The following is an 11,780-nucleotide window of genomic DNA, read 5'->3' as shown; positions in this document are numbered from 1 at the left end:
GGACGGCGCCCGGCCCGCCGCGGCGGTGCTCAGCGGCTCGCGAGGGCCTGCTCGCCCGCCTTCCGCATGGCGTCGAGCGGCGCGGGGGCGCGTCCGGTCATCTGCTCGACCTGGAGCACCGCCTGGTGCACGAGCAGGTCGAGTCCGCTGACCACGGCGCCGCCGTAGCCGGACCAGCGGGCCGCGAGGTCGGTGGGCCACGGGTCGTACAGCACGTCGAAGAGCGTCGCGGGCCGTTCCGGGACCGCGGCGGACAGGGCGTCCGTCGCACCCGCCGGGGTGGTGGCGATCACGAGCGGGGCGCGCAGGGCCTGCGCGGCCTGCGCCCAGTCCTCCGTACGGACCTCCACGTCGAGCCGCTCGCCCCACCGCCGCATCTCGGCGGCCCGCTCCGCGCTGCGGACGTAGGCGACGACCTCGCCGGTGCAGATCTGGGCGAGCGCGGCCAGCGCGGAGGAGGCGGTGGCGCCCGCGCCGAGGATCGCGGCGGAGTCCACCTGCTCGATCCCGCGCTCGCGCAGCGCGGCGACCATCCCGGGGATGTCGGTGTTGTCACCGACACAACGGCCGTCCTCGGTGAACACGACCGTGTTGACGGCCTCGACCGAGGCCGCCGTCTCGCTGACCTCGTCGAGCAGCGGGATGACGGCCCGCTTGAGCGGCATGGTCAGCGACAGGCCCGCCCACTCGGGACCGAGGTCCCCGAAGAAGCCCGGCAGTGCCTCTTCGTCGATCTCGAAACGGTCGTAGGACCAGTCGCCGAGTCCCAACTCCCGGTACGCGGTGCGGTGCAGCACCGGGGAGAGGGAATGGGCGACCGGGGAGCCGAGTACCGCGGCCCTTCGGGCGTCAGTGGCCCGAGCTCTCATTGAACTTGTCCTTGAGCTTCTGGAATTCCGCATAGGTCTTGGCGAATTCGGTGTTGCTCTGGCCGTCGGTCGCCACGAAATAGATCCAGCCGTCGCTGGTCGGGTTCAACGTCGCCTTGATCGCGTCGTCACCGGGGTTGCCGATCGGTCCGGGCGGCAGACCCTTCCGCGTATAGGTGTTGTACGGGTCCTTGTTGCTGTTGATCTCGGACTCGCTGATGTGGATGTTGCTCTGGCCCTTCAGGTAATTGAAGGTCGAGTCGAACTGGAGCAGCCTGTTGGTCTCCGTGTTCGTGGTTTTGAGACGGTTGTAGACCACCTCGGCCATCTTGCGGAAGTCGTCGTGCGTCTTGCCCTCGGCCTGGACGAGGCTCGCGACCGTGACGACCTGGAGCGGGTTCACCAGGTTCAGTTCCTTGGCCTTGGCCACGAGGTTGTCGGCCGCGTACTTCTCCTTGGCCTGCGTCACCATCTGCTTCAGGATCGCCTCGGGCTTCATGCCCTTGGCGGCGGGATAGGTCGCCGGGTAGAGGAATCCTTCCAGCGGATCCTTTATGTCCCTGCTGTCGTTCGCCCAGCTGGGAAGTCCGAAGGTCTTGTACTCCTTCTTGGCGATCTTCCCGGTGGTGCCGTCCGCGAGGTCGAGCTTCTTGTCGATCGCCTGGTAGACAATGACGTTGCGCTGCCCAGGGGCGACGATCACGTTGTTCTGGCTCTTGGGGTCGAGCATCAGCTTGACCGCACTGGCAGCCGACATGCTCTTCCTCAGCACATACGCGCCCGCCTGGATCTTGTCCCCGTCGGGGGTCTGTTGCTGAGCGGACACGAAGGCGTCGACGCTCTTGACGACGCCGGCTTCCTTCAGCACCCGCCCGATCGCATAACCGAACGCGCCCTTGGGAATCTCGACCGTCACCTCGCCCGTGCCGTCACCCGCGTAGTCCGGGGCCGCGCCGAAACGATTTTGATAGGTGTGATATCCGTAATATCCGACTCCGCCGATACCGCCGCCGAAGACCAGCACGACCATCAGGCAGGCGCAGCCGCTGCGGCGCTTCTTGCCCTTTTCGCCCTTGCCGCCGCGGCCCTTCCGGTCGCCTCGACCGGCCTTCGGATCGTCGTCGTCGAAGTCGTCATCGTCGTCGCCGCCCGCGAAGAAGGCGTGTTCGCCCTGGTCGGGTCCCGGATCCCAGTCGGTCTCCGGCTCGGGCTCGGCACGGCGACGGGCGGGCGGCTCCGGCGGCGGATACGCGTCGGGAGTGCCGTAGAAGTCGGGCTGCTCACCGGTGTACCCGGCGGCCTGGTTGCCGTACGGGTCGTTCGGGTCGGTGGCGTAGGTGGCCTGGTGCTGCGTCCCGTTGTCCCAGCCGCCGTCGTGGTACTGCTGCTGGTTCTGTCCGTTGTACTGCTGCTGGCCCTGATCGACGTACTGCTGCTGCTCCTGGCCGGGGTACTGCTGCGGATACTGCTGCTGCCCCTGGCCGTGGAAGTGCTGTTGGCCCTGGTCGTGATACTGCTGCCGGCCCTGGCCTTCGTAGTGCTGCTGGTTCTGGGCGCCGTACTGCTGCTCCTGGCCGTAGCCGCCCTGCTGGTCCGGACTCCACTCGCCGTACTGGGACTGCTGGTGCTGCTGCGGCTGCTGCGGGTAGTGCTGCGGCTGGCCGCCGTAGGGGGACTGGCCGTCGGCGGCCTGTCCTCCCCATCCGCCGTCCCCGTACAACGGGTCCTCCGGATTCCACGGTTCGGAGCCTGCGCCCCGGCCATACTCAGTCATCGATCCCCTAGAGCCGCGAGGCGGTGGCTGCTGTCGCTGGTGGCTCGGCTCCCGTCCGCCTCTTCGCTGTGCGGTAGCTGTTCGAACACCACCACATCGCGCGGAACGTTACCGTATCGCGATCAGATGACCACTTCGACGCCCTCGCCCGGTGCGTTCCCTGACGCCCGTTCGGACTCCAGAGCCTGCTGCAGGATGACGACGGCGGCCGCCTGATCGATGACGGACCTGCCCTTCTTGGACTTCACGCCCGACGCGCGTAGCCCCTGACTGGCCGTCACTGTGGTCATCCTCTCGTCGAGGAGCCGGACCCCAACGGGCGCGATCGCCCGGGCCAGCTCCTGGGCGAAGGCGCGCACCTTCACGGCGGCGGGGCCCTCGCCCCCCTTGAGGGAGCGAGGGAGCCCGACGACGACCTCGATCGGCTCGTACTCCTCGACGAGTTGCTTCAACCGGCGCTGCGCGGCGGGGACGTCACGCCCCGGCACGGTCTCGACCGGAGTCGCGAGGATCCCGTCGGGGTCGCACGAGGCGACCCCGATCCGGGCGTCACCGACGTCGATCGCGAGCCGGCGGCCGCGGCGCATGCCCCGGCCGTCCCCGCCCTGCTGACCGTCCGTGCTCACTTGGCCGTCTCGGCGACGAGCCGCTCGACCGCGTCGGCGGCCTCGCCGATGGCGGCCGGGTTCTGGCCGCCGCCCTGGGCGACGTCCGGCTTGCCGCCACCGCCGCCGCCGAGGGTCTTGGCGGCCGTACGGACCAGGTCACCGGCCTTGAGGCCACGCTCGCGGGCGGCCTCGTTGGTGGCGATGACCGTGAGCGGCTTGCCGCCCGCGGTGGTGAACAGGGCCACCACGGCGGCCCGTCCGCCCTGGATACGGCCGCGCACGTCGAGGACCAGCTTGCGCAGGTCGTCGGCGCTCGTACCGTCCGGGACCTGGCCGGTGACCAAAGCCACACCGCGGACGTCCTTGGCGGACTCGACGAGACCGGCGGCGGCCTGCAGGACCTTCTCCGCGCGGAACTTCTCGATCTCCTTCTCGGCGTCCTTCAGCTTGCCGAGCATGGCGGAGACCTTCTCGGGGAGCTCCTCGGGACGACCCTTGATCAGCTCCTGGAGCTGGGCGACGACCGTGTGCTCTCGGGCGAGGAAGTTGTAGGCGTCGACGCCCACCAGGGCCTCGATACGCCGTACGCCGGAGCCGATCGAGGACTCGCCGAGCAGCTTGACCAGGCCGAGCTGGGAGGTGTTGTGCACATGCGTGCCGCCGCACAGCTCCTTGGAGAAGTCGCCGATGGTCACGACGCGGACGCGCTCGCCGTACTTCTCGCCGAACTCGGCGATGGCGCCCTGCTTCTTGGCCTCGTCGAGGCTCAGGATCTCGGCGTGCACGTCCAGGTCTCGGGCGAGCACCTCGTTGATCTTCTGCTCGACGTCGGTCATGACGGTCGTCGGAACGGCCGAGGGGGAACCGAAGTCGAAACGGAAGCGGCCGGGCTGGTTCTCGGAACCGGCCTGGGCGGCCGTCGGGCCGAGGGCGTCGCGCAGGGCCTGGTGGGTGAGGTGCGTGGCCGAGTGGGCGCGGGCGATGGCCGTCCGGCGACGGGAGTCGATGGTGGCCTGGGCCTGGGCACCGACGGTGACCTCGCCGACCTGGACGACGCCCTTGTGGACGTACACACCGGGGACGGGCTTCTGGCAGTCGCGGATCTCGATGACGGCACCGGTGTCGACCTTGATGCGGCCGGTGTCGCCGATCTGGCCGCCGCCCTCGGCGTAGAACGGGGTGCGGTCGAGGACGATCTCGACCTCGTCGCCCTCGGTGGCAGCGGGCGAGGAGACACCGTCGACCAGGATGCCGACGATGCGCGACTCGCCGTCGGTCCGGTCGTAGCCGATGAACTCGGTCTCACCGGCGGCGTCGGCGATCTGACGGTAGGCGCCGAGGTCGGCGTGGCCCGTCTTCTTGGCCCGGGCGTCGGCCTTGGCCTTGTCCCGCTGCTCCTTCATCAGACGCCGGAAGCCGTCCTCGTCCACCGAAAGGCCCTGCTCGGCGGCCATTTCGAGGGTGAGGTCGATCGGGAAGCCCCAGGTGTCGTGGAGCAGGAAGGCCTTGTCGCCGGCGAGCACCGTGCCGCCGGACTCCTTGGTGTCCGTGATGGCCGTGTCGAGGATGTTCGTGCCGGCCTTCAGCGTCTTGAGGAAGGCCGCCTCCTCGGCGAGGGCCACGGTCTCGATCCGCCGACGGTCGCTGACCAGTTCCGGGTACTGCTGGCCCATCATCTCGATCACGACGTCGATGAGGTCCTTGACGACCGGACCGGTGGCGCCGAGCAGCCGCATGTTACGGATGGCGCGACGCATGATGCGGCGCAGCACGTAGCCGCGGCCCTCGTTGCCGGGGCTCACGCCGTCGCCGATGAGCATCACGGAGGTGCGCATGTGGTCGGTGACCACGCGCAGCGAGACGTCCGAGTCGTGGGCGGCGCCGTACTCGACACCCGTCAGCTCGGTGGCCTTCTTGATGACGGCCATGGAGGTGTCGATCTCGTACATGTTCTGCACGCCCTGCAGAATCATGGCGAGGCGTTCCATGCCGAGGCCGGTGTCGATGTTCTTGCTGGGCAGCTCGCCGAGGATCTCGAAGTCCTCCTTCGAGGTGCCCTCGCCGCGCTCGTACTGCATGAAGACCAGGTTCCAGATCTCCACGTACCGCTCGTCGTTGACGGCCGGCCCGCCCTCGACGCCGAACTCGGGGCCGCGGTCGTAGTTGATCTCGGAACACGGGCCGCAGGGGCCGGGGACGCCCATGGACCAGTAGTTGTCCTTCTTGCCCAGGCGCTGGATGCGCTCGGCCGGGACACCGATCTTGTCGCGCCAGATGGACTCGGCCTCGTCGTCGTCGAGGTAGACCGTGATCCACAGACGCTCGGGGTCGAGCCCGTAACCACCCTTGTCCTGGGGCGAGGTGAGCAGCTCCCAGGCGTAGGTGATCGCGCCTTCCTTGAAGTAGTCGCCGAAGGAGAAGTTGCCGCACATCTGGAAGAACGTGCCGTGCCGGGTGGTCTTGCCGACCTCTTCGATGTCGGGCGTGCGCACGCACTTCTGCACGCTGGTGGCGCGCGACCACGGCGGCTTGACCTCACCGAGGAAGTACGGCTTGAAGGGCACCATGCCCGCGGGGACCAGGAGCAGAGTCGGGTCGTCCGCGATGAGCGACGCCGAGGGAACGACGGTGTGACCGCGCTCCTCGTAGAAGCTCAACCAGCGGCGGCGAATCTCGGCCGACTCCATCAGTGGTCCTCATTCCGGTTGTACGAGTACGTCGACCTCTCGACGTACGTCGGGTTCTTGCTGTGTTTCGGACTGCTCTCGATCGCGGCGATACGCCGGGGCCCGGGCAGCTCGGGGTGGTCCTTGAGCCCGAGCGCCTCGTCGAGTTCGGCCTCCCGCTCGGCCATGCCGTCACGGACGTCGAGCGCGAAGTCCTTGAGCCGGTGCCCGGCCTCGATCGCCTTGTTCGCGGCCTGGGCCGCGAGGCTCTCGGGAGTCAGCTGCTTGAGCTTGCGGTTGACCTTGGTGGTGGCCCACACACCCGCGGCTGCGCCGGCGGTGAACCAGAACGTACGGCGGAACATCGCTGCGTCAGTCCTTCTTCCGCTTTCCCCGTCGCGCGGACGGGACGGTGCGGCCTACGATCACGGTACGACGGGAGGCCTTGGGGGGCACATTGTCCTTGCGGCCGCCGATGGCCCGGCGGACGCCGTAGCCGAACGCCGCGACCTTCACCAGCGGGCCGCCGAAGGTGGACGCGACGGTCGTGGAGAGCGCCGACGCGTTCGAGGTGACCTCCTGGACGTCCGACGCGATGGCGTCGACCCGGTCGATCTGGGTCTGCGCGGAGCGCACCGCCGCGGAGGCGTCGGCCAGCAGCGGGACGGCCTGGTCGGTCACGTCCGCCACGAGCTTGGTGGTCGCCCTGAGCGTCTGGGCCAGCCTCGCCAGTGCGACGGCGAGGAAGGAGACCAGGATCGCCCAGAAGACGGCCACCAGGATCCCGGCCACCTCTCCACCGGACACTGTCGCACCCGCTCCCTAGTACGTGCCTGCCAGTACGTGCCTGGACATCGTCTCTGAACATCGTGTCTGAACATCAAAAAGTCGTCCCCCGAGCCTATCGCGCCGGGGCCGCCGCTCCGTACCGCATTACAGGCTGCCGGGCCCGGAGTTGCGCGAAGTGATTGTACGGACCGCTTACGGGTCAGTACGCTCCGTGTCCCATGCGAGCTTCTGAGTGCTCCGACCGGTCCGCACCCGGCAATCTGCCCCTGGAACTCAACGCGTTCGTGGGGCGCACCGCCGAACTCGCACGGCTGGCGGAGGCGCTGGGGCAGGCCCGGCTGGTGACGGTGACGGGCATGGGCGGCATAGGCAAGTCACGCCTCGCGGCACGGGCCGCGGCACACACCCGGCCGCGCGACGGATCGTGGCGGGTGGAGCTGGCCGCCGTGCGCGATCCGGATCTCGTCGCGTACGCGCTCGTGGAGGCCCTCGCGCTGACGGACCAGACGTCGAAGCCGCCCCTCAGGCTGCTCCTCGACCATCTCGCCGAGCGTCAACTCCTGCTGGTCGTGGACGGGTTCGAGCATCTGGTGGACGCGTGCGCCGCGCTGGTGGGCGAGCTGCTGCGGCATGCGCCGGGGCTGCGGGTGCTCGCCGTGGGCCGCAGGCCGCTGGAGGTCGAGGGCGAGCTGCTGTTCCCGCTGGCCCCGCTGCCCGAGCGGGAGGCCGCGGAGCTGTTCACGGACCGGGCGGCGGCCCGGGTGCCCGGGTTCACGCTGGACGACGGCAACCGGGCGGACGTCCTGGAGCTGTGCCGATGCCTGGACGGGATCCCGCTCGCCGTCGAGCTGGCCGCGGGCCGGCTGAGCGCCCTCTCCCCCGGGCAGCTGCTGTCCCGGCTCGACGACCGCTTCCGGCTGCTGACCGGCGGCGGGCGTGACGCCCTGCCACGCCATCAGACGCTGCGGACGGCGATCGGCTGGAGTCATGAGCTGTGCACGCCCGAGGAGCGGCTGCTGTGGTCGCGGCTCTCGGTGTTCGCCGGACCGTTCGACCTGGAGGCCGCCGAATACGTGTGCAGCAACGACGGACTGCACGCCGACGACGTCCTCGACGTGCTGGGCGAGCTGCTCGCGCAGTCCGTGCTGGCGCGCGAGGAGACGGCGGCCGGCCTGCGCTACCGGATGCTGGACACGGTGCGGGCGTACGGCGCGGACTGGCTGGTGGCGGCGGGCGACGCGAGCCGGCTGCGCCGCCGCCACCGCGACTGGTACATGGGCCTGGCCACCTGGTGCGAGCTGGACTGGTTCTCGCCGCGGCAGGGTGAGGTGGCCGCACGCATCGAGACGGAGCTGCCGAATCTGCGCTCCGCCCTGGAGTACTGCCTGACCGAGCCGGGCGAGACGCATCTGGGCCAGTACCTCGCGGGCAGCCTGTGGTTCTACTGGGTCGGCTGCGGCCGGCTGGCGGAGGGGCGGCACTGGCTGGAGCGCGGGGTGGAGCTCGACAGCGACCGCGACCAGTCGCGGCTGAAGGCCTTGTGGGTGCTCGGCTATGTGGCGATCCTCCAAGGCGACACGGTGCCCGCGCTCACCGCGCTCCAGGAGTGCCGCGAGGAGGCCGAACGCACCGGCAACCCCACCGCGATCGCCTACGCCGAGCACCGCACCGGCTGTCTGGCGCTGGTCGGCGACGACATGGCACGCGCGGAAACCCTGCTGCGCTCGGCGCTCGACCGCTACCACGAGATCGGCGAGCTCAACAGCAACGTGCTGATGGCCCAGGTCGAGCTGGCGATGGCGCTGGCGTTCCGGGGCGACCTGCCGGGCGCGGTGAAGCTGTGCGAGGACGTCCGCAGGGTCTGCGAGGACCACGGGGAGCGCTGGGCGCTCGCGTACGCGCTGTATGTGCTGGCGTACGAGGCGCAGACCGCGGGCGATCCGGGGCGCGCCCGGGGTCTCCTGGAACAGAGCCTGGACACCGGGCACGCCTTCCACGACCTGCTCGGCACGGTCCTCGCGATCGAGCTGCTGGCGCTGGTCACGGAGACGGAGGGTGATCCGGCCGAGGCCGCGGTGCTTCAGGGGGCGGCGGCCCGGCTGTGGCCCTCGGTGGGCCTGCCGCTGTTCGGCTCGGCGTACTACAACGTGCCGCACGAGCGGTGCGAGGCCGGGGCCCGGCGGCGGCTGGGCGACGAGCGGTACGAGGAGTGCGTACGGGCGGGGGCCCGGCTCGGCCGGGAGGCGGCGGTGGCGCGGGCGCTGCGGGGGCCCGGTCCCCGTCCGCTGGGTGCGGTGCCCTCGCCACGCAGGCTTCCCCCGGACACGCGGAAGCCCGCCGTCTCGCCCACCTCGAAGGGCGGGGAGACGACGGGCTGACGCGCAGGTGGTGCTACGTCCGCTGGAAGACGATCAGCGGGCGTAGTACTCGACGACGAGCTGCTCGTCGCAGATCACCGGGATCTCCTTGCGGTTCGGCTCGCGGTCCAGGCGGAACGCCAGGGCCGGGAGGTTCACCTGGAGGTAGCGCGGGGTCTCGCCGTCGGGGGCGAAGCCACCGGCGCGGGAGACCTCGAACAGCGTCTTGCTGCGGCTGCGCTCGCGGACCATCACGACGTCGTCGGGCTTGACGCGGAAGGACGGCTTGTCGACCTTCTGGCCGTTGACCTCGATGTGGCCGTGAACGACCATCTGGCGGGCCTGGTAGATCGTGCGGGCGATGCCCGAACGCAGGACCAGCGCGTCGAGACGACGCTCCAGCTCGATGATCAGGGCCTCACCGGTCTTGCCCTGGACCTTGGAGGCACGCTCGTAGGCGCGGACGAGCTGGCGCTCGGACACGTCGTACTGCGCGCGCAGACGCTGCTTCTCGAGCAGACGGACCTTGTAGTCCGAGTTCTGCTTGCGGCCGCGGCCGTGCTCGCCCGGCGGGTAGGGGCGGGCCTCGAAGTACTTGACGGCCTTCGGGGTCAGCGCGATGCCGAGGGCACGCGACTTCTTGACCTTGGGGCGGGACTGATTCGCCACTTTTTCTCTTTCCTTGACTTCGGCTCACCAGAGTTAAGGGAGGTCGCAATCCGCAGCCCGGGAAACCCCGCGGGTCCTCGGGGGACCTGCTGGGCAGCCGCTCCTGGGTCTGGGCACATACGTGCAGCACGCGAGTGGCCCACCGACCGTTCCCGGAGACCGGGTGGTGGTGGGCTGCCCGCGACACCTTCGACGGTGCGCGACGCTCCTGGAATCCCTCCGTGGCGGCAGGGGCTCCGGCTGGATGTCCCGTTCTGGTGGTGCCGACCGGAGCCGGACACGGGACGCAGCGCTTCGCGTCATGTTACAGGGTGGTCAGGGCCGCCCTCTACCGAGGTGCTTCCTGGTCCACTCCACCGCGTCCGCGTAGCGCGCCTCGGCGCCGTGCCGGGTCGGTGTGTAGTACTCGCGGTCCTTGAGCTCTTCCGGGGCGTACTGCTGGGCGGCGATGCCCTCGGGCAGGTCGTGCGGATACACATACCCCTGGGCGTGCCCGAGCTTGGCCGCGCCCTTGTAGTGCCCGTCGCGCAGGTGCATCGGCACCGGGCCCGCGTGCCCCTTGCGTACGTCCTCCATCGCGGCGCCGATGGCCATGGTCGCGGCGTTGGACTTCGGGGCCAGGGCGAGGGCGATGGTGGCGTGGCTGAGGGTCAGCGCGGCCTCGGGGAAGCCGATCATGGCGACGGCCTGGGCGGCGGCCACGGCTATCGGCAGCGCGTTCGGGTCGGCGAGGCCGATGTCCTCGCTGGCGGAGATCATCAGGCGGCGGGCGATGAAGCGTGGGTCCTCGCCGGCCTCGATCATCCGGGCCAGGTAGTGCAGCGCGGCGTCCACGTCGGAGCCGCGGATGGACTTGATGAGGGCGCTCGCCACGTCGTAGTGCTGGTCGCCGTCGCGGTCGTACGTCACGGCGGCGCGGTCGACGGTCTCCTCCAGGGTCTGGAGGGTGATCTCCTGCTCGCCCTTGTCGAGCGCCGCGCCGGCTGCGGCCTCCAGGGCGGTCAGGGCGCGGCGGGCGTCTCCCCCCGCGATGCGCAGCAGGTGCCGCTCGGTGTCCTCGGGGAGGGTGACGGCCTCCTTGAGGCCGCGCTCGTCGGCGAGCGCTCGGCGCAGCAGGCCGCGCAGGTCGTCGTCGGTGAGCGGTTCGAGGGTGAGGAGCAGGGAGCGGGACAGGAGCGGGGAGATCACCGAGAAGTACGGGTTCTCGGTCGTGGCGGCGATCAACGTCACCCAGCGGTTCTCGACGGCCGGGAGCAGGGAGTCCTGCTGGGCCTTGCTGAAGCGGTGGATCTCGTCCAGGAAGAGGACGGTCTCCTTGCCGAAGCCGCCGGTGGCGCGGCGGGCGCCGTCGATGACCGCGCGGACTTCCTTGACGCCCGCGGTGATCGCGGAGAGCTCCACGAAGCGCTTGTTGGTGGCCTTGGAGACGACGTACGCGAGGGTCGTCTTGCCGGTGCCGGGCGGGCCCCAGAGGATCACCGAGGACGGTCCGGCCGGGCCGCCGTTCCCCTCGCCGACGAGTCTGCGCAGGGGTGAGCCCGGCTTCAGCAGATGCTGCTGGCCCACGACCTCGTCGAGGGTACGCGGGCGCATCCGGACGGCCAGGGGGCTGCTGGACGGGTCCTTCTCCTGGCGTGCTTCGGCTGCGGCGGTGAACAGGTCGGGCTCCACGTCCAAAACCCTATGTCACGCCACTGACAATCCCCGCAGGGCTGTCAGCCGGTCCAGAAGTCCCACCAGCGGGTCAGGATCAGCATCCCGATGATCCCGATGTGCACGACCGGCAGGACCCAGGTGAACTCGCCGAAGAAGCTCTTCAGCCAGCGCGGGGCGGGCAGGAAGTCGTTGCGGATGTTCGACGAGGTCACGTACCAGAACATGATGATCGTGGCGACCCAGGCCAGCGAGCACCACAGGCACAGCGAGTTGATCCGGTACAGCGACTGGAACTGCAGCCAGGTGCAGAATCCGACGCCGAAGAGGGTGCCGGCGTTGAAGGTCAGCCAGTACCAGCGCGGGTAGGTGGCCCGCGCGAGCAGGCTCATCCC

At 69.9% G+C, this 11,780-nt stretch carries 10 protein-coding genes; 1 reads left to right on the top strand and 9 read right to left on the bottom strand.

The features are described from left to right. Positions 1–29: 29 nt before the first annotated feature. The 6 genes from ACFVWD_RS42115 to ACFVWD_RS42090 all read right to left on the bottom strand — a co-directional run bounded on the left by ACFVWD_RS42115 (position 30) and on the right by ACFVWD_RS42090 (position 6,724). On the bottom strand, positions 30–869 hold the full coding sequence (locus tag ACFVWD_RS42115) for a shikimate dehydrogenase (RefSeq protein WP_389603220.1): 840 nt from the start codon (positions 867–869) through the stop codon (positions 30–32). Next, on the bottom strand, positions 850–2,643 hold the full coding sequence (gene mltG, locus ACFVWD_RS42110; protein WP_389603219.1) for an endolytic transglycosylase MltG: 1,794 nt from the start codon (positions 2,641–2,643) through the stop codon (positions 850–852). Before mltG ends, ACFVWD_RS42115 begins: the two co-directional genes overlap by 20 nt. Positions 2,644–2,765: 122 nt before the next feature. After that, the gene (gene ruvX / locus ACFVWD_RS42105; RefSeq protein WP_101408270.1) at positions 2,766–3,230 is read right to left on the bottom strand and encodes a Holliday junction resolvase RuvX; all 465 of its coding nucleotides are present in this window, start codon (positions 3,228–3,230) and stop codon (positions 2,766–2,768) included. Between the two features lie 35 nt (positions 3,231–3,265). Then, entirely contained in the window at positions 3,266–5,938 is a 2,673-nt protein-coding gene (gene alaS, locus ACFVWD_RS42100; protein WP_389603218.1) for an alanine--tRNA ligase, read from the bottom strand. Continuing rightward, positions 5,938–6,282, bottom strand: coding sequence for a DUF6167 family protein (locus ACFVWD_RS42095; protein ID WP_389603217.1), 345 nt, complete (start codon positions 6,280–6,282; stop codon positions 5,938–5,940). Before ACFVWD_RS42095 ends, alaS begins: the two co-directional genes overlap by 1 nt. A 7-nt stretch (positions 6,283–6,289) precedes the next feature. Beyond that, positions 6,290–6,724 carry a DUF948 domain-containing protein gene (locus ACFVWD_RS42090; protein WP_101406251.1) on the bottom strand — a complete coding sequence of 145 codons (435 nt, stop codon included), beginning with the start codon at positions 6,722–6,724 and terminating at the stop codon, positions 6,290–6,292. A 200-nt stretch (positions 6,725–6,924) separates the two neighbouring features. Here ACFVWD_RS42090 and ACFVWD_RS42085 point away from each other — a divergent pair, with 200 nt between their 5' ends. Beyond that, positions 6,925–9,084, top strand: a complete 2,160-nt coding sequence (locus ACFVWD_RS42085) for an ATP-binding protein (RefSeq protein ID WP_389603216.1) — start codon at positions 6,925–6,927, stop codon at positions 9,082–9,084. 33 nt (positions 9,085–9,117) lie between these two features. Here the strand turns inward: ACFVWD_RS42085 and rpsD are convergent, their stop codons facing one another. The 3 genes from rpsD to ACFVWD_RS42070 all read right to left on the bottom strand — a co-directional run. After that, positions 9,118–9,732, bottom strand: a complete 615-nt coding sequence (gene rpsD, locus ACFVWD_RS42080) for a 30S ribosomal protein S4 (protein ID WP_101406249.1) — start codon at positions 9,730–9,732, stop codon at positions 9,118–9,120. Positions 9,733–10,047: 315 nt separating this feature from the next. Further along, complete coding sequence (locus ACFVWD_RS42075) at positions 10,048–11,403, bottom strand: replication-associated recombination protein A (protein ID WP_389603215.1); 1,356 nt, start codon at positions 11,401–11,403, stop codon at positions 10,048–10,050. A gap of 44 nt (positions 11,404–11,447) precedes the next feature. Next, positions 11,448–11,780: vitamin K epoxide reductase family protein (locus ACFVWD_RS42070; protein ID WP_389603214.1), on the bottom strand; the 333-nt coding region annotated here is incomplete at its 5' end.

The organism is Streptomyces sp. NPDC058086 (assembly GCF_042885015.1).
Lineage (GTDB): Bacteria > Actinomycetota > Actinomycetes > Streptomycetales > Streptomycetaceae > Streptomyces.
Note: the sequence above shows the minus strand (reverse complement) of the source record. Positions and strands in the feature narration are given on the sequence as shown.

Excerpts from the sequence above, each read along its gene's own strand:
- ACFVWD_RS42115 (WP_389603220.1), bottom strand. The coding sequence starts at position 869 with ATGAGAGCTCGGGCCACTGACGCCCGAAGGGCCGCGGTACTCGGCTCC.
- mltG (WP_389603219.1), bottom strand. The coding sequence starts at position 2,643 with ATGACTGAGTATGGCCGGGGCGCAGGCTCCGAACCGTGGAATCCGGAG.
- ruvX (WP_101408270.1), bottom strand. The coding sequence starts at position 3,230 with ATGCGCCGCGGCCGCCGGCTCGCGATCGACGTCGGTGACGCCCGGATC.
- alaS (WP_389603218.1), bottom strand. The coding sequence starts at position 5,938 with ATGGAGTCGGCCGAGATTCGCCGCCGCTGGTTGAGCTTCTACGAGGAG.
- ACFVWD_RS42095 (WP_389603217.1), bottom strand. The coding sequence starts at position 6,282 with ATGTTCCGCCGTACGTTCTGGTTCACCGCCGGCGCAGCCGCGGGTGTG.
- ACFVWD_RS42085 (WP_389603216.1), top strand. The coding sequence starts at position 6,925 with ATGCGAGCTTCTGAGTGCTCCGACCGGTCCGCACCCGGCAATCTGCCC.